The 16,638-nt window shown below is 69.2% G+C and carries 16 protein-coding genes and 1 pseudogene; 10 read left to right on the top strand and 7 right to left on the bottom strand.

The features are described 5' to 3' along the window. Nucleotides 1-377, top strand: a pseudogene (locus tag ITI46_RS26620) (hypothetical protein); the annotation flags it as partial. A gap of 23 nt (nt 378-400) precedes the next feature. Then, nucleotides 401-826: a VOC family protein gene (locus tag ITI46_RS26625; protein ID WP_209242445.1), complete on the top strand. Its 426-nt coding sequence runs from the start codon at nt 401-403 to the stop codon at nt 824-826. A gap of 56 nt (nt 827-882) precedes the next feature. On the opposite strand, the gene ITI46_RS26630 is transcribed toward ITI46_RS26625, so the two are convergent. Continuing rightward, nucleotides 883-1,506 (bottom strand): asparaginase, encoded by a 624-nt coding sequence (locus ITI46_RS26630; RefSeq protein WP_209242446.1) that lies wholly within the window; start codon nt 1,504-1,506, stop codon nt 883-885. Nucleotides 1,507-1,572: 66 nt separating this feature from the next. Here ITI46_RS26630 and ITI46_RS35100 point away from each other — a divergent pair, with 66 nt between their 5' ends. From ITI46_RS35100 to ITI46_RS26665, 8 genes are all read left to right on the top strand, one after another. Further along, on the top strand, nt 1,573-1,749 hold the full coding sequence (locus ITI46_RS35100; protein ID WP_307808333.1) for a Na+/H+ antiporter NhaC family protein: 177 nt from the start codon (nt 1,573-1,575) through the stop codon (nt 1,747-1,749). Between the two features lie 18 nt (nt 1,750-1,767). After that, nucleotides 1,768-1,890, top strand: a complete 123-nt coding sequence (locus ITI46_RS35590; protein ID WP_280634834.1) for a hypothetical protein — start codon at nt 1,768-1,770, stop codon at nt 1,888-1,890. Further along, nucleotides 1,887-2,108: a hypothetical protein gene (locus ITI46_RS35105; protein ID WP_247746632.1), complete on the top strand. Its 222-nt coding sequence runs from the start codon at nt 1,887-1,889 to the stop codon at nt 2,106-2,108. Before ITI46_RS35590 ends, ITI46_RS35105 begins: the two co-directional genes overlap by 4 nt. 126 nt (nt 2,109-2,234) lie before the next feature. Further along, nucleotides 2,235-2,924, top strand: coding sequence for a hypothetical protein (locus tag ITI46_RS26645; protein WP_209242447.1), 690 nt, complete (start codon nt 2,235-2,237; stop codon nt 2,922-2,924). Then, nucleotides 2,912-3,967: a hypothetical protein gene (locus ITI46_RS26650; protein ID WP_247746633.1), complete on the top strand. Its 1,056-nt coding sequence runs from the start codon at nt 2,912-2,914 to the stop codon at nt 3,965-3,967. The genes ITI46_RS26645 and ITI46_RS26650 overlap by 13 nt, the downstream gene beginning before the upstream one ends. A gap of 127 nt (nt 3,968-4,094) precedes the next feature. Then, on the top strand, nt 4,095-4,943 hold the full coding sequence (locus ITI46_RS26655; RefSeq protein WP_209242448.1) for an oxidoreductase: 849 nt from the start codon (nt 4,095-4,097) through the stop codon (nt 4,941-4,943). Then, nucleotides 4,943-5,557: a TetR/AcrR family transcriptional regulator gene (locus ITI46_RS26660; RefSeq protein WP_209242449.1), complete on the top strand. Its 615-nt coding sequence runs from the start codon at nt 4,943-4,945 to the stop codon at nt 5,555-5,557. The genes ITI46_RS26655 and ITI46_RS26660 overlap by 1 nt, the downstream gene beginning before the upstream one ends. 368 nt (nt 5,558-5,925) lie before the next feature. Further along, nucleotides 5,926-7,410 (top strand): amino acid permease, encoded by a 1,485-nt coding sequence (locus tag ITI46_RS26665; protein WP_209242450.1) that lies wholly within the window; start codon nt 5,926-5,928, stop codon nt 7,408-7,410. A 31-nt stretch (nt 7,411-7,441) separates the two neighbouring features. Here ITI46_RS26665 and ITI46_RS26670 read toward each other — a convergent pair whose 3' ends face one another. The 6 genes from ITI46_RS26670 to ITI46_RS26695 form a co-directional block, all read right to left on the bottom strand. Beyond that, entirely contained in the window at nt 7,442-8,719 is a 1,278-nt protein-coding gene (locus ITI46_RS26670) for a DUF1266 domain-containing protein (protein WP_209242451.1), read from the bottom strand. A 407-nt stretch (nt 8,720-9,126) separates the two neighbouring features. Further along, on the bottom strand, nt 9,127-9,492 hold the full coding sequence (locus tag ITI46_RS26675; protein WP_209242452.1) for a hypothetical protein: 366 nt from the start codon (nt 9,490-9,492) through the stop codon (nt 9,127-9,129). A gap of 1 nt (nt 9,493) precedes the next feature. Then, nucleotides 9,494-14,209 carry a putative T7SS-secreted protein gene (locus ITI46_RS35595; RefSeq protein WP_209242453.1) on the bottom strand — a complete coding sequence of 1,572 codons (4,716 nt, stop codon included), beginning with the start codon at nt 14,207-14,209 and terminating at the stop codon, nt 9,494-9,496. Further along, nucleotides 14,209-14,724, bottom strand: a complete 516-nt coding sequence (locus ITI46_RS26685; protein ID WP_209242454.1) for a hypothetical protein — start codon at nt 14,722-14,724, stop codon at nt 14,209-14,211. The genes ITI46_RS35595 and ITI46_RS26685 overlap by 1 nt, the downstream gene beginning before the upstream one ends. Before the next feature lie 112 nt (nt 14,725-14,836). Further along, complete coding sequence (locus ITI46_RS26690) at nt 14,837-15,754, bottom strand: GlxA family transcriptional regulator (RefSeq protein ID WP_209242455.1); 918 nt, start codon at nt 15,752-15,754, stop codon at nt 14,837-14,839. Continuing rightward, complete coding sequence (locus tag ITI46_RS26695) at nt 15,751-16,314, bottom strand: cysteine hydrolase family protein (RefSeq protein ID WP_209242456.1); 564 nt, start codon at nt 16,312-16,314, stop codon at nt 15,751-15,753. The genes ITI46_RS26690 and ITI46_RS26695 overlap by 4 nt, the downstream gene beginning before the upstream one ends. Nucleotides 16,315-16,638 lie beyond the last annotated feature (324 nt).

The following is a 16,638-nucleotide window of genomic DNA, read 5'->3' on the forward strand; positions in this document are numbered from 1 at the left end:
CGTTGTCGGTGAGGGCGTCGGTGGATCTGGGTGGGGGTGAGGAGATCTGGGCGCGGACGACGGTGAAGCCGGATGCCTTGGCGTTGCGTGCGGGGACGGAGCACGCGACGTTGCACCCGTCTTCTGGTGAGTGCGGGGTCGAAGATGACGGCCGTATTGGCAGTCCGTACAAGAAGGGGAGTGGGAAGAAGGCGCCGCCGTGTGGGGTGACGTATTTGAAGGCGACGCCGGGTGTGGGGTCTTACGCGTTGCGGTCGACGTTGAGGTGGAAGGCGTCGTGGGAGGGCAGCGGTGGTGCGGGGGCGAATGATTTGCCGACCGGGGAGTTCGGTGGCCGGCAGGACGTCACCGTTCAGGAGATCCAGTCCATCAACTGATCGCCCCCTGTTAGGGTGCGCCCGTGTCCTCGACCAGACAGTTCCAAGTCACCTTCGACTGCGCGGAACCTGAGTGCCTCGCCCGCTTTTGGTGCGAGGTGTTGGGGTACGTCGTATCGCCGCCGAAGGGGTTCGCCACTTGGGAGGAATTCGACCGCTCCCGGCCTCCTGAGGACCGGGGTTCGTGGTTCGCCTGCGTCGATCCCTCAGGCGTGGGACCGCGGCTGTTCTTTCAGCGCGTTCCCGAGGGCAAGGTCGTCAAGAACCGGGTGCATCTCGATGTGCGGGTCGGCACCGGGCTCGTGGGGGAAGAGCGCCTTGCCGCGCTCGAAGCCGAATGCACGCGACTGCTGGAGCTCGGCGCGGTACGCGTGCAACTCCTGTGCGACGACCACGATTCGTGCATCGTGATGCAGGACATCGAGGGCAACGAGTTCTGTCTCGACTGAGCGTCACCCCCGAGCCGGTGACGGCCGGGAGTGGGAAGCCGTCTCCCGTGGGCCCCTCAGAGCAGGGACTGAGCGGGCCGCACCGCGCCGACCGGTTTGCCGTGTCCGAGGACGGGTGCGGTGGCCAGTTCGGTGACGGTTTCATCGGTGTCGATGCTGACGCCGAGCCGCCGTAGTGCGGCGATCACGACGACGGGGCGGGCCCGGGAGGAGTCGTCGGCGATCTTCAACGCGACCGACGAACCGTCGGGCAGCGGCATCGCGTAGACGCCTTCCGCGCCCTCCTTGGCGACCGATCCGGGAAGTGCGCCCATGAGCCGGGTCACGTCCTGGCCCGTGCCGCCGACGTACTCGGCGTGTGCGTTCATCGCCCGGGCGACCCGCCGCTCCAGCGATCCTTCGGGGCCGGCGGCCAGCCGGGCGAACGCCCGGGCCAGGCCCCGGTAGCCGAGGGCGAACAGCGGTGCTCCGCAGCCGTCGACGCCGGTTGCGGCGACCTCTTCGCCGGCCAGGTCCTCGATCGTCTCGCGCAGTGCGCGCTGCAGCGGATGGTTCGGATCCAGATACGTCGCCGTGTCCCAGTCGTTGGCGACACAGGTGGCGAGCATCGCGGCGTGCTTGCCCGAGCAGTTCATGGTCAGCGGGGTGGGGACCCCTCCGTCGGCGAGGTAGGCGCGCAACGCGGCCTCGCACCGGCAGCGCGGCCGTGCACTGCAGTGCGTCGTGGCCGGGCTCCCCGGGGCTGTGTGCCGACCTCCATTTCCTCGCTGAGCACAGCGATCGCCATGGGCGTGTCCTACCTGGCGATCCTGGTTCCCGGCCAGGCATTCAAGGACGTCTACCGGGAGCGCGGCCTCGCCGCCAAGAACCTCTCGCGGACGCTGGAGGACTCCGGCACCGTGTTCGTGCCCCTGGTGCCCTGAACCGAGGCGGGAATGTACATGTCCACGACGCTGGGCGTGGCGACGCTCGCCTACATGCCGTACGCGTTCCTCAAGTGCCCCAGGCGGCGTACCAAGTGGTCGTCAAGCGACTGCCGCAGCTCGGCCGGACAGGCGGGGTGATTGCACTCGGCCCCGACGGTACCTTCGACGCTCCGCACAGCAGCCCCGGGATGCTCTACGGCTACCTCACCAAGTACGGCGAGATCACGACACGGATCTTCCCGGACGAATCCCCTGCCAACTCCTCGCCCGGCTGGACCACTTGGCGGTGGCTCCGGGCCCTGACCTCGGACACGAGCGCCAGGCCCGGAGCCGATCCGGTTGCGGGAGGTGAATGAGCGGAGCTGGGGCGGTTGGGGTTAAGGGGGTGGACGAGCGGTTCTACTGAACTTGGTCGTGGGGGAGTTGGGGGCGCTGCTACCGTCAGGTGCACGACAGTCACCTGACGCTACTGGGAGCTTGCCGTGCGCCTGACCCGCCCCGCTGTCTCGTTGGCCGCAGCTGCGGTTGCCGCTGCGCTGCTTCTCGCCGGGTGCGGTGGGGGTGAGGGCGGCGGTTCGCAGGGCGACAAGATCGAGGGCGCGGACGATTCGGGGAAGGGCGGCAAGTCGCCGAGTCCGTCGAAGAAGGGGAAGGACTCGCCGGGGGACTTCCGTACGTCGGACATCAAGTTGCCGGATGACATCGAGCTTGTCTTCGACTGGGAGCAGCCCTCAGACCCCGCGAAGGCGGCCGCGTTGGACGGTGCAGCGGATTACATGCGGGCCATGGACCACGGAACCGTGAAGCAAGACCCGAAGGACCCCGTGCTGGCGCGGCATGCGGTGCCTTTGCAGACAGCTGCGGAGGCAGCGACCAAGAAGATCAAGGCTGACGTCGACAAGGGCTACACGGTAACTGGTAAGGAGCGCTTCTCCCACGAACGAGTGGGCGATGTCGTTGACGGCCGCCTGGTTGAGGTCTCTTTCTGCATGAACCAGAAGGACTCCTTCAGTAAAGAGATCAAGACCGGAAAGGTCCTGCGTACTGAGGAGAGCGCAGCAAGTTACTTGCGTCTTTCCTTGGTGATGCAGAAGCCTGACAAGCCCGGGCAAGTGTGGAAGGCGCGGACTTTCGAACTCAAGGGGGAGGGCAAGAAGACATGCATGGGCTGACCCCGAGGCGGCTACTCGTTGCCGGCTTCTGTCTGGCACTCAGCATTGGCCCCGCTGCCGATGTCAGCGCGGACGACAAGAGCAGAGGGTCTTCCTTTGGTGGTTTCAAGAACAACAAGGCCACGGCCGGGGCCGGGGGCAGCCGGGAGATCAGCTACTCCGGTGATGGTGCTGGTGGTGGCAAGGGTGGCGGGGGGAATTTATCGACCCCGGTGAATTGGTCGCCGCCGCCGTGTTGGTACGCGCCGACGTATACGCCGAAGCAGCTCAAGGAGAAAGTAGACGCGTCGCCTTACTCATTGACCGGGCAGGCTCCCGACAATGGTGGTCACAAGGAGGAGACGGACCGGGATATCCGGCACATGTATTCGGAGGGGGAGTACAAGGACTACAACCTGGACAAGCAGGGTGAGGGGAAGTTCTGGGCGGCGGTGCCGAATCCGGGGGAGAGGGATGCGGCGAAGCGGGAGTCGTGTACGAGGTTGCCGTTCTGGGTGAAGAATGGTGAGCGGCCGGATGTGGAGAATGCGATCAGTCCGGAGATTCTCTCGAGGCTGGCGTATGCGCGGATCACGGTGCCGGAGACGCGGGTTGAGCTGAATCCGGAGGACAGGCAGACGGTGAATCTGCCGACGTGGGTGTGGCTGGATGAGGGCCGGTACAGGCCGTTGTCGGTGAGGGCGTCGGTGGATCTGGGTGGGGGTGAGGAGATCTGGGCGCGGACGACGGTGAAGCCGGATGCCTTGGCGTTGCGTGCGGGGACGGAGCACGCGACGTTGCACCCGTCTTCTGGTGAGTGCGGGGTCGAAGATGACGGCCGTATTGGCAGTCCGTACAAGAAGGGGAGTGGGAAGAAGGCGCCGCCGTGTGGGGTGACGTATTTGAAGGCGACGCCGGGTGGGGGGTCTTACGCGTTGCGGTCGACGTTGAGGTGGAAGGCGTCGTGGGAGGGCAGCGGTGGTGCGGGGGCGAATGATCTGCCGACCGGGGAGTTCGGTGGCCGGCAGGACGTGACCGTCCAGGAGATCCAGGCCATCAACTGAGGACCTCGGCTGAGCAGGGTGCCGTCGGGGCGACAGAATCAACACCACGTTGATTAAATTCGACGCCGTGTAGACTCTCCAGGCGAGAGGGCAGTCCAGCTCCTCATGCGACCCTTCTGGAGGGACAGTGCAGCAGCAGAAGTGGCTCATCACCGGCGTCAGCACGGGTCTCGGCCGTGCCTTCGCCCAGGCAGCGCTGGCCGCCGGGCACACCGTCGTCGGCACTGTCCGCTCCGAGGAGGACCTGCGGGCCTTCGAAGGGCTGAAACCCGGGCACGCTCACGGCCGCATCCTGGATGTGACGGACGACGACGCCGTCTCCGGTGCGGTCGCGGAGGTCGAGCGGAGCGTCGGTCCTTTGGATGTCGTCGTCGCCAACGCCGGCTACGGCCTGGAGGGCACTTTCGAGGAAACTCCGCTGGCCGAGGTGCGGCGGCAGTTCGAGGTCAACGTATTCGGTGCGGTGGCCACCCTGCAGGCGGCGCTGCCCTACATGCGCCGGCGCCGCCGAGGACACCTGATGGCCGTCACCTCCATGGGCGGGCTCATGGCCGTGCCCGGCATGTCCGCCTACTGCGGCAGCAAGTTCGCCCTGGAAGGCATCCTGGAGGCGCTGGGCAAGGAGGTCGCGCAGTTCGGGATCCATGTGACGGCGATCGAGCCCGGCTCCTTCCGCACCGACTGGGCCGGACGCTCCATGACACGCGCCGTGCGGACCGTCGACGACTACGACGAGCTGTTCACCCCCATCCGGGAAGCGCGGCAGAAGGCCAGCGGGAACCAGTTGGGCAATCCGGCCAGGGCCGGGGACGCCCTGGTGCACATCGCGTCGGTCGAGCAGCCGCCGGCCCACCTCGTCCTGGGCTCGGACGCGCTGCGGCTGGTCACCGCCGCGCGCACGGCCGTGGACGAGGACATCCGCGCGTGGGAGGCGCTCTCCCGTACGACCGACTTCGCCGAGGGAGCTCAGCTCTGATGTCCGGCCACCACCCCGCGCGGAGCCGGCGCGCCACCGAACGCAAGGGCGATGTCCGGGAGCGGGCCATTCTGGACACCTGCGAAGCCCTGCTCGCGCAAAAGGGCTACGACGCCATGACCGTCGGCGACATCGCGCAGGGCGCCGGAATCACACGTGGCGCCCTGTACTTCTACTTCGGTTCCAAACAAGAAGTGGTCACGGCACTCGTGGCCCGGACCGTCGAGCACCTGTGGGAGCGGTCCAGGGCCACCGCGCAGGCCGACGAGCCGCGCCAGGCCATCGCAGCAGCCATGCAGCGCACGGTTGAGCTGTGGAACGAGCACGGCCTGGTCATGCGCACGGCGATCGACCTGTCGTTGACCGTGCCGGAGATCGGCGAGCTGTGGAGCCACACGGCTGACCTGTTCATCGCGGCCATCACCGCCGTCCTGGAACGCGCCGGCGTCGAGGCCGGTACCGAGCCGGAGCAAGCGTCAGCGATGGCCCGCGCCCTGTGCTGGATGATCGAACGGACCTTCTACCACGCCTCGCAGGAATCCCGCGAGAATTTGCAAGAGGCATCCTCGACCTGCGAACACATCTGGCTGATCAGCGCCGGCCTGATCACCTGATGCAGCTGGTGTGGACCTGACGGATGCCCTGCTCGCCCGGACATGCCCCAGCCGCACAGACCGACCGGTCAGTATGTCGGAGAGGGTGTCTGCCGCTGTGCCGCCCCCGGGTCGCGCAACGTTTCCCCATCGGCGCCCCGAAGTACGCAACGATCTCCCGCGGATGCGCAACAGGCATGCATTCCTGCCGTGAGCTGCGGACTCGTAGGCTCATGCCCCGTGCCAGGAGTGGCGGAGACCGCCAGCTCGGCGGCCCCGCACCGGTGCCCGGGTTTTCCCAAGCCGGTGGTGTGCCATGTCCGTCATGTCCACGGGTCGCCGTCGCCTGCCGCAGGCCCCGCCGACCCGCAGCGACAAAGGAGTCCGACATGCCGCCGACGCCGCCGGAACACAGCACCGCGCCACCGCCGAGCACGCCCGTCGAGGCCGTTCCCGCGCAGAGTCCCGTACGCGGCGGCAGCCGGCTGCTGCGGCGTAAGCCCGTCGAGCGGCTGATCGCCGAGGGCGGGCAGGGAACGGGCGGAGCGCTGCGCCGGTCCCTCTCGATGTGGCAGCTGACGATGATCAGCATCGGCGCCACGCTGGGCACCGGCATCTTCGTCGTACTCGGCGAAGCCACCCCGCTCGCCGGGCCCGCCGTCGCGGTCTCGTTCGTCCTTGCGGGCCTGACAGCGCTCTTCTCCGCGCTGTCCTACGCGGAGTTGGCCGGCTCCATCCCGGTGTCCGGCTCCTCGTACTCGTACGCGTACGCGACCATGGGTGAACTCGTCGCCTGGATCTGCGGCTGGTGCCTGGTGCTGGAGTACGGCATTTCGGTGGCAGCTGTCGCCGTCGGCTGGGGGGAGTATCTGAACGAACTCCTCGGCGGCACCCTCGGCGTGACGGTTCCCGAGACGGTCTCCGCGCCGCTCGGCGAGGGCGGCCTCATCAATCTGCCGGCGCTCGCGGTGATTCTGCTCGCGATGGTCTTTTTGCTGCGCGGGGCGAAGGAGAGCGCGCGGATCAACACCGCCATGGTCGTCATCAAAATCGTGACGCTGCTGCTCTTCTGCGGGATCGGCTTCTTCGGTATCAAGGCGGGCAACTACGCGCCGCTCGCCCCGCTCGGGGTCAGTGGCGTCAGCGCGGCAGCTGCGACGCTCTTCTTCTCGTACATCGGCTTCGACGCCGCCTCCACCGCGGGCGAGGAGGCGAAGAACGCCAAGCGGGACCTGCCCCGCGCGATCATGCTGTCGCTGCTGATCGTCACCGTGCTGTACTGCGTCGTCGCGCTGGTCGCCGTCGGCGCCATGCCCTGGCAGGACTTCGAGGGCACCGACGCCGCCCTCGCGCGGATCATGGAGGACGTCACCGGCATGGGCCTGTGGAGCGTCGTGCTGGCCGCTGGTGCGGTCGTCGCCATCGCAAGCGTCGTCTTCGCAGTCCTCTATGGACAGACCCGTATCCTCTTCGCCATGGCCCGGGACGGCCTCGTACCGCGGGTGTTCGCCAAGGTGAACCAGCGGACCGGTACGCCGCGGGCCAACACCGTACTCGTCGCCGTCTTCTGCGGAGCACTGGCCGCCACCGTGCCGCTCGGCGAACTCGCCAACGCCACCAGCATCGGCACCCTCTTCGCGTTCGCCCTGGTCAACGTCGCCGTCATCATCCTGCGTTACACCCGGCCCGCCATGAACCGGACCTTCCGGGTGGCGCTCTTCCCGCTCACGCCGCTGCTCGGCTTCGGCTTCTGCGTCTGGATGATGGCCAGCCTTCCCGCTGTCACCTGGGCGGTCTTCGGCGCCTGGATGGCTGCGGGGCTGGGCTGCTACTTCCTGTACGGCATCCGGCACTCGGCACTCCAGGCGCCGTGAGCCCCTGGGGCCCGGGCCCGGTCGGTTTCCGTCAGTTGCCGTCCCCGGCGCGGAACGGGATGGTCAGCCAGGGGCTCTCGGGGTCGGTGGTCAGCACGCGGTGGGCGGCGAGCATCTCCTCGTACCAGGAGCCGAACTCCTCTTCGTCGAAGTGGAGACAGCGGCCGAGGACGTACGCGGCGGAGAAGTCCTCCCACGAGCGGTAGCTGACCGTGCTGACCCGTCCGGCGCGTACGACGGCGGCCTCGGCCTCCTCCACCGTGCAGTAGCGGGACGCCAGTCCGAAGCGGGCCATGTTGGCGGCGCGGCCGTAGTCCCAGGCGGCGACCGAGCGGATGAACCGCCCCTCAGGCAGCAGGCCGTCGGCGCGGAACCGGGCCTCGTACCGGGTGATCCGGCCGATCAGCCGCTTCACCCCGTCGATCTGCCACTCCACCTCTTCCTCGCTGGGGCCCTCGGTCCGCGTCACACCGTCCGGCGTCAGCTCGATGGTGGCCGTCGCGATCCGCTTGCGCAGCACCCGCTCCGCCGCCTGCCGCCAGTGCGCCGGCTCCACCTGTCCGCCGAAGTCCTGGGCCAGGCTGTGCCGCAGGCCCAGCGCGAACTCCCACACCGGGCTGCTCATCTCGTTGGTCAGCAGCTCTTCTTGGCACTGCTGCCACTTCTCCCGTGTGGTGACGCCCCACCAGCGTTCGAGTGCCCGCCGCTCGTCGTTGTAGCCGTGTCCGTGGCCGAGGGAATTCCAGTATTGACCGTTGTTCACGGACAGCAGCGCGCCACAGGCGAGCCCGCGGGCGACAGCACCGGTGCGTGGTCCGCCGACCCACAGTGTTCGCAGCGTGCCGTGCCCGCAGATGTCGTCGACGCGGTCGGCATGCTGCTGCCACAGGGCGCACAGGCTCCGGCTGGCCGGGAAGTACGCCTCGCAGGGCGAGCCCGGGTTCACCGCCAGCCACGGCGGGTCCTGGGGCGACCAGTCGCGGGCGTACGCGCCCAGGCTCTCCGAGATGAAGACAGGGTCTTCGATCGGTGCGGGCAGCATCGCTTCCGTGTACACGGCCGCGCACCAGCCCTGCACCTCCGGCCGCCAGACCGGCTGCATCCGCGCGGGGACCCGCCCCGGATTGGCGTCCAGCCACGGGCGGGAGGCGAGGCGGTACAGATACTGCCCGGCCAGCACATCCATGTAAGCGGCCCAGTCATGACGGCACTTGGCCTCATACAGCCGCTGCTCCACCACGCTGGGCGCCTGCCACGGCTCCGCCACAGGTACCCCCGCGGCCCCTTCGGCCGCCCCCCGCTTCCACATGTCCCTGTTCCCCTGCCCTGCCCGACGGCTCAACGGAGCGACTGAACGACCGGTATCACCACGTACACGAACACCAGCAGGCTCCCTACACACACCCCGATCACCCGCCCCGTGCTCGTCCTCCTCACCCCCGAAGGCGGCGCCCATCCCGCCCCCGGATGCGCTCCATACGGATTCGGCGGCGGAGCCGGAAGACGCGAGGGCCGCTTGGCCATGTGCCGGTGACCTCCGATGGTTTGGCTGGCTGAGAGAACCCGCTGGCTACTACTGCGCGCTGACACTGCCCGGACTGTCTGACCGACAGTGATGCTCGGGGCAACGCGCGGTTAGAGGGCCCAGGATAGCGCTGGGGACGGAAGCCTCGCGCCCAGGTCCGACGCCTGCCCAGGACGGTGAACCCTTGCCGATTACTCAGTTCCCCGCAGCGGCCCGAATCGCGAAGGGGTGTGGTGGTCCCCCTCGTCCTCGTGCCACTTGCACGAAGCGGCCTGGACATATCCTTCGCCGTCATTGATGACGTAGAGCGTTCCCCAAGGTTGCGGTTGAGGTGCTCTCCTGTCCACGAGGAAGTCCTGTGCCTCTGTCGTGCTCAGCTCCTGGATGGCCAGAGTCTCGAAGGCCGGCCTCAGCATCATCAACTCGACAGCGGGGAACAGGACATCAATTCTCGTCTCGTACTCGTCGGGGTCGAAACTGCGCAGAAGAAGCTTCGAATGGCTGACGGAATACTGCCAAACCTGGAACTCTCTGTCCCAGTGGGTGATGGGTTTCATTTTACGTCTCGCCTGGCTTGGGGAAGGATTCTGGTTCGGGGATCGATATCTTCTCCCCTTTGTGGTAAAAGGTGATGCTATCCCAGGTGCGGTCCTCGAGTCGAACTGCTTTCCCTATGTGGTACATTTCGCGTTCAGTGGCCCACCAGTTGTCGCCCATGCCCTTCACGTAGGCGTTCATGAATTTTTCGGCATAGGTTGCTCCGGCGAATCCATCGACGGCTACGTGTAGGTTGATTTCGGGGTTGTGTGCGGCGGCGCGAACTTCGGCCTCCCAGCTTTCGTGGTTGTCGAGAAAATGTGTGAACCCGTTGTTCTCGGCGAAACTCCGAAGCCCCTTCTTGCGAATGCCGAGCGCAACATTGTTTCGGCATGCTTCCGGCGCCAGTCCCAGCGGGTCCGACAGGGCATGGGGATTGCCCACGTACGCCACCGGATTCGGGGCCGGAGTCAACCCCAGTGGGTCCGGGGACAGATAGCGGGCCGTGGCTGGGTCGTAGTGGCGGGAATAGTTGTAGTGGAGGCCCGATTCGGGGTCGAAGTATTGGCCGGGGAAGCGGAGAGGGGTGTAGGTGGTGGCGTCGGTGTTCCAGGTGGTGGTGCCCCAGAGGGTTTGCTGGGTGTGCCAGGCCGTGGTGCCGGATTCGGTGAGGAGGGCTGTGGGGGTGCCGATGAGGTCGGTGACGATGGCGAAGAAGCGGGAGTCTATTTCCCGTTGAGACGTCTCCGCAGTGATGCGCTCCGTCTGGGAGACCGGGTGGAGGCCCTGGTGGTTCCAGGTGAGGGTGACCGGGTGGGGGGTCGGGCCTGTGGTGGTCTGTTCTATGAGGGTGGGGCCGTCCCAGGTGAAGTCCACCCGTTCCGATTCCGCGTGCTTGGAGATCCGGCGGCCCAGCGGGTCGTACGCGTAGCGCCAGACCACCCCGTCCGGGGTGGTGACCCGGGTGAGACGGTCCTCCGCGTCCCATTCGTAGCGCCAGGTGTCCGGCCGCCGGGAAAGGTTCTTCTTCCGGCGGCTGACGACGCGGCCGGCCGCATCGTGCTCGTAGCGCAGGCGGCCCGCCGTGCGGATGCGGGTGCCGGTGTAGGTGCGTGGGCCGCGGGCCTCCGGGCTCGCGTGGGCCGCGGGCCAGTCGGCGGTCGTCTGGTTGCCCGCCTCGTCGTAGGCGTAGCTCTCCGTCCAGCCCTTGGCGTCGACCCGCGTGACGCGGCCCGCCGCGTCGAGGGCGAACCGGCGGGTGCCCTCGCGGGAGTCGTCCACCGCGATCAGGTGGCCGTCCGGGCGGTAGGTGTAGGAGCGCTGCCAGTTGGCGTCGGCTGCCCCGCCGAGCACCGACTGCCCGGTGAGGCGGCCCGCCGGGTCCCAGGCCCAGGTGAGGGAGAGCGACTCGCCGAGACTCCGTTGCCGCTCGCGGCCCGCCGCGTCGTACGAGGACGAGAGCGTGTGGCCGTCGGCCGTCACCGCCGTGCGGTTGCCCGCGGCGTCGTAGCCGTAGTGGGTCACCGAGCCGGTGGGTGTGGTGCGGCGCGCGGGGCGGCCCAGCGCGTCGTACGCGTGGGTGAGCGCACGGCCGTTGACGACCTCCGTCTTGAGCCGGCCCGCCCGGTCGTACTGGCGCAGCAGCTCCGCGTCCGGGTTGCGGGCCCCGGTCAGGCGGCCCGCCGGGTCGTACGCGTACGTCGTCACCGTGCCCGCCGCGTCCTTGGCCGTCAGACGGCCGAGCAGGTCGCGTTCGTAGGTGATCGTGTCGCCCAGCGGCGTCGTGCGGGCGGTCAACTGGCCTGCGGCGTCGAGGGTGTAGCGCTGGGTGCGGCCGTCGAAGTCGGTTTCCGCGACGAGGCGGTCGGCGCCGTCGTAGTCGTAGGTCCACTTCAGGCCCTGGGGGTTTGCCACCTCCCGGAGCCGGAGGCGGGCGTCGTGGGTGAAGGTGTAGCGGACGCCGTCGGGGCCGGTGCGGGCGGTGAGCAGGTCGAAGTGGGTGTATTCGTAGGTGGTTTCGCCGCCTGCCGCGTCGATGTGGCGGGTGCAGTTGCCCTCGCCGTCCCACTCCCACCGCTCCGTCGCGCCGTCGGGCCCCGTACGCCGGGCCAGGCGGCCCTCGACCGTCCACGTCAGCTGCGTGGTGTCGCCCAGCGGGTTGAGGACGGCCGTCGGGCGGCCGAAGGCGTTTCTGCGGTAGGTCGTGACGGCGCCGAGCGGGTCGGTGATCTCCACTGGCAGGCCGGCCGCGTCGCACCGCACCCGGGTCGGGTGGCCCAGCGCGTCCGTCACGGAGGTCAGCCGGCCGGACGCGTCGTACGAGAAGCGGGTCGTCGCGCCCGAAGGGTCGGTGGTGGCCGTGCGGTTCCCGCGTTCGTCGTACGCGTGCCGCCACACGGCGCCGTCCGGCTCGGTCACCTCCGCCGGCGCGCCGAGGGCGTTGTATGTGACTGACGTTTCGCTGCCGTCCGGGCGGACGACCCGTACCACGCGGCCCTCGTCATCCCGTTCCAGCCGGGTGGCGCGGCCGAGCGCGTCGGTCTGCGACAGCACCCGATGGCGCGCGTCCCGTTCGATGCGGGTGGTGGCGCCCTCGGGGTCGGTGACGGCGACGACCTGGTTGCGGGCGTTCACCAGGTAGTAGGTGGTGTGCCCGAGGGAGTTGGTGACTTTGGTGACGCGGTGGCCCGTCTCCGGGTCGGTGGGGCTGTAGTCGAAGGTCGCATGCATATGGCCTTCGGTGCCGGACTGCCACACGCAGCGGTCGTGCTCGTCGTACGCGTACGCGTAGTGCGAGTCGTTGGTGTCGGTCCAGGAGATGATGCGGCCGGCGTCGTCGTAGCCGAAGCGCAGAGGGTCACCGGTTGAACCGGTGACGTCCGTGAGGTTGCCGTGCTCGTCGTAGCCGAAGCGGACGACTTCCTGATCGGCGCCGTCCTGTGCCGCACCGGCCAGGTGAAGTGCCGTGACGCGGCCCGCTTCCGCGTCGGTCTCCACCCGTACGTGGTAGCCGCCGGAGTGGACGAGTGCGAGCGGGGTGCCCTCTTCGTCGTACTCGAAGGTGACACGGTTGCCGTTCCGGTCGGACATCTCCGCGAGCAGGGCCACGCCCGCGCGGTCGGCGAGATCCGCCGGGGGAGCGAAGCAGCTCGCCAGGCCGGTTTCGGGGTCGGTCAGTACGTAGTCGCCGTCGGCGCGCAGCCGCAGGGGCCACTGCGGGCCGCTCTCGGGAAGCACCGGCTCGCCGTCGGGCTCCGGGTGCGGGTAGGCGACCAGCAGGCTGTTCTCCCCGTGGAGGACGACACCCTCGGCGTCGGCTTCCAGACGCTGGTCGATGGTGCTCGACCAGGCCGGCCCGAACCACCGTCCCGCGCGGTACGAGGACTCGAACTGGCGGCGGAACGCCAGCGGCAGCACGCCGGGCAGCGTCAGGTCGGTCTGCGGCATCAGCATGCGGCCGGTGGCGAAGTCGACGGGGTCCTCGCCGCAGGGGCGGCCGTCGTCCGGGCGGTTGGAGTTGTGCGGCTCCTCCTTCAGGGACGTGCGGCCGGGGCGCTCGGCGGCGCGCTCGCCCGCGCGGGCGAGGCGGGTGCCCTTCGCCGCCGCGCCCGCGGCTCTTCCGCCGCCTCCGGTGAGGGCGTCGAACGCCAGGCCGCCGAAGAACTCCTCCGGGTCGTCCCGGAAGTTGCCGTACGCCTGCTTGAGGGCGGCGTCCGGGTGCGCGGCCAGGGTCTTCATTCCGGCGGCCGTGCTGTTGAGGTTGGTCTGGTAGTCGCCCCAGTTGAGGATGTTGTGGCCGTTGACCGGGCTCATGCCGCGCGCGAAGTTGGCGGCTTCGGCGCCCATGTTCAGCAGGCCGCCGGCCCGGTGCTCCATCGCCAGCAGCCCGCCCTTGGCACCGCTTCGTGCCTGGGCGGCGAGGGACGGCTTGGGCGGGGCCGCGTCGCGGGCCGCCTCCATCAGCTTGTTGGCGGCACGGGCCGCCTCGTCCCGCTGGCGGCGGGCCTCCTTCAGCTTCTCGCGGGCCTCGTCCATCTTCGACTCGCCCGGATCCTCGGCCGGGGGCTTGTCGGGGAGAGAGCCGGGGACGCGGTCCTTCTTCGGGGTCTCCTTGTACGCCTTCACCGCGTCGTTGTAGAAGGTGACCTTCGACTTGTGCTGTGCGGAGGCGGTCTTGCCCTCGTTGTAGAGCTTGATGGCCTCCCGGGCCTCGCCCTGGGCCCAGCGCACGGTGCGGGCGAAGTCGTTCAGCGCGTTCTTGGCCTTCTCGCAGGCGTCCGCCGCCTTGAACCACCGGGCGGGCTGCACCTCCACCGTGCGGCGGAAGGCGTCGGCGGCCTCGCCCCTCAAGTGGTGCGAGTCCAGGCCCTTCAGACCGCGGCCCACCCGGTCGAACGCCTTGTGGAAGTCGCGCAGATGGTTGGCCGTCGACTCCAGCTTGGACGGCGAGCCGTGGATGAGCTTGTTCGCCTCCTCCGTCTCGCCCAGCTCCCGCTCCTGGACGTCACCCCCGGTCTTGTTGGTGACCGCGTCCCCGGCGTCCCGGACGAACTTCGCGCCGGGCTTCCAGCCCATCGCGTCCAGCCGGTCGGCGAGCAGGTTCGAGCCCTTGCCGACGACTTCGCCGCCCTTCTCGACGGCGCCCTCGATCTTGTCCTCGACCGGGTCGGGAGTGAAGTCGTGGTAGGCGTCCTTGGCGGCGTCGGTCCCCCTGTTGACGAGATCGCCCAGCCCCATCAGCCGTGCTCCCCCTCGCCCTGGCCGCCGGGCCGGCCGTCGATGCGGCCGGTGGTCATGTCCAGGAACCCGGCGCTGTCCAGGCCGTCCTCGGAGGCGTACGGATTGCCCATCGGGTTGAGGGCGTTGACGCCGCCCTTGAGCGCCACGGCCCGGTAGCGGTCCTCCTCCCAGGACATCCCGGCCGCCAGCCCCAGCCCCTCCGCGATGGCGTCCGCGTCCGCCATCAGGCCCCGTACGCCCCACTCCCACTGCTCGCAGAAGCCCTCGAAGGACTGGGACAGCGCGTCGTCGCCGACCTCCATCTTGGACAGCGACATCTCCTCGAAACCGCTGCCCTGCGCGGCGTCCGTGGCCGTACCGATCTCACGGAGCTCGTCCAGCGCGCCCTTGATGCCCTTGGTCAGCTGCTGGACCGTCTCCTTCGGGACCTGCAACTGCCCCTTGTACGCCAGCTCGTCCTTGAGCTTGTCGCCGGGGAGCAGCGGCCCGCCGTTTTCCCCCACGTCACCCATGCCTCCGTCCCCCCGACGTCCGCCCCCATCGATCGAACACCGTACCTAATTGCGACCGTGCGAACGCAACCCGTAATGCCGGGCCGCTCGCTCGGGGGCCGGGAGAGCGTTTTCAGCCGGGGGTGCGGGAGCGGAGGCGGCGGAGCATGCGGGGGTCGGTGAAGCCGACCTGGTGGGCTGCGGTCTCGGTGGTGGTGCCGTGGGCGATGAGGTGCTCGGCGCGTTCCAGGCGGAGGGTCTGCTGGTAGCGGAGGGGGGTCAGGCCGCCGGTGGCGCGGGTGAAGACGCGGGTCAGGGTGCGGGCGCTGACGCCCGCGGCGGCGGCCAGGTGGTCCAGGGTGAGGGGCTCGGTGAAGCGGGCGTCGATGAGGTCCTGGACCCGGTGCACGGTGTCATCGAGGTGCGAGCGGTACCGCAGTACGGCGCTGGCCTGCGGCTCGTCCCCGTTGCGGCGGGTGTAGACGACCATGCTGCGGGCCACTTGCGCGGCTTGTGCCGGACCGTGGCGTACGGCCAGCAGGTGCAGCGACAGGTCGATGCCGCTGGCGATGCCCGCGGAGGTGATGACCCGGTCGTCGGCGGTGAACAGCACGTCCCGTACGACCTTCGCCCGCGGGAAGCGGCGTGCCAGCTCGTCCTGGAGCTCGTGGTGCGTGGTGCAGCGGCGGCCGTCCAGCAGCCCCGCCTCGCCGAGCGCCTGCGCCCCCGAGCAGACGCCGGCGACCGTGCCGCCCGCGGCGTGATGGGCGGCGAGGCGGGCGAGGGTCTGCTGGCTGAACGGGGGCGGCAGCATGCCGCGCGGGCAGCGCCAGCCGGGTACGACGAGCAGGTCGTCCGGGCCCAGATCCCCGGGCCACTCGGTCTGCGCCTGCACCGGGAGGCCCTGTGCGCTGTCGATCCGTTCCCGCTCGCCGACATAGCTGAGCCGGTAGGGGCGGCCGAGCCCCGCCGCGGTGCTGAAGACCTGGGCGGGCCCGGCGAGATCGAGGAGGTGGACGCCCGGGGTGAGGACGAGGACGACGTGGGTCACGCCGTGGATGCTGCCAGCTGCGCCGCCTCCGCCTCCAGCTCGGCCACCGTGGTGATCCGGGCGAAGCGGTCGCGGAGTACGGCAGCCGTCCGTTCGATGACCGCCTCGGCGCTCAGGCCGCCGACGGGATTCGTGGTGGTCGCGTCGACGGGGAAGGCGACGCGGTAGCCGAGGTCGCTGCCGATCCGGGTGGTGGTCTCGACGCACTGCTCGGTGCGGATGCCGCTGACCACGAGCTCGGTAACGCCCGCCCGGGTCAGCAGCTGCTGGAGGTTGGTGGTGGTGAACGCGTTGTGCGAGGTCTTGCGCAGTACGGGTTCGCCGGGGAGCGGCTGGTCGAGCTCGGGCAGCAGCCGTACGTGGCCCTGCTCCGGGTCGAAGACGCCGCCCGAGCCGGGTTCGGTGTGCAGGATCCAGATGACGCGGTCCCCGGCGGCGCGGGCGAGCCGGACCAGCCTGTTGACGGGTTCGGCGATGTCCGGGTCGGCGATGGTGGCCCAGGAGTCCGCGCGGGCCCGGAAGGACTCCTGGACGTCGATGACAAGCAGCGCTCGGTTCATGCCCGTCAGTCTGGCCAGCGGCCATGCGTGCCCGACAGGCACGATCGGGGCAGGTGGCGGAACGATCCGGTCAGCCGGCAACGGACTCGAGCGTCGGGTTCGGCAGGCTGTTTGGTCCAGACCTATTGCCCTCGCTTGTGCCGCCTCATAGCCTCGCGGGCACGGAGACCGTGCATCGGAACGCCCCGTAAGGAGGACGGCCAATGCCCCTCATCGGCTGGGCGGGGCTCGTGCCGCGGGCCCGTGAGGTGCGGGAGAGGGACGGGGCGCCCTTCGTATGGGGGAGCGGTACCGCGCTGGTCGCCGGGGCGGGGGCGCGAGGGG

Source organism: Streptomyces oryzae (genome assembly GCF_017676365.1).
Taxonomy (GTDB): domain Bacteria; phylum Actinomycetota; class Actinomycetes; order Streptomycetales; family Streptomycetaceae; genus Streptomyces; species Streptomyces oryzae.

Bases quoted from the DNA above. Each gene is read 5' to 3' on its own strand.
- ITI46_RS35590 (WP_280634834.1), top strand. From the start codon at position 1,768: ATGTCCACGACGCTGGGCGTGGCGACGCTCGCCTACATGCCGTACGCG.
- ITI46_RS26650 (WP_247746633.1), top strand. From the start codon at position 2,912: ATGCATGGGCTGACCCCGAGGCGGCTACTCGTTGCCGGCTTCTGTCTG.
- ITI46_RS26660 (WP_209242449.1), top strand. From the start codon at position 4,943: ATGTCCGGCCACCACCCCGCGCGGAGCCGGCGCGCCACCGAACGCAAG.
- ITI46_RS26665 (WP_209242450.1), top strand. From the start codon at position 5,926: ATGCCGCCGACGCCGCCGGAACACAGCACCGCGCCACCGCCGAGCACG.
- ITI46_RS26670 (WP_209242451.1), bottom strand. From the start codon at position 8,719: ATGTGGAAGCGGGGGGCGGCCGAAGGGGCCGCGGGGGTACCTGTGGCG.
- ITI46_RS26675 (WP_209242452.1), bottom strand. From the start codon at position 9,492: ATGAAACCCATCACCCACTGGGACAGAGAGTTCCAGGTTTGGCAGTAT.
- ITI46_RS35595 (WP_209242453.1), bottom strand. From the start codon at position 14,209: ATGGGGCTGGGCGATCTCGTCAACAGGGGGACCGACGCCGCCAAGGAC.
- ITI46_RS26685 (WP_209242454.1), bottom strand. From the start codon at position 14,724: ATGGGTGACGTGGGGGAAAACGGCGGGCCGCTGCTCCCCGGCGACAAG.
- ITI46_RS26695 (WP_209242456.1), bottom strand. From the start codon at position 16,314: ATGAACCGAGCGCTGCTTGTCATCGACGTCCAGGAGTCCTTCCGGGCC.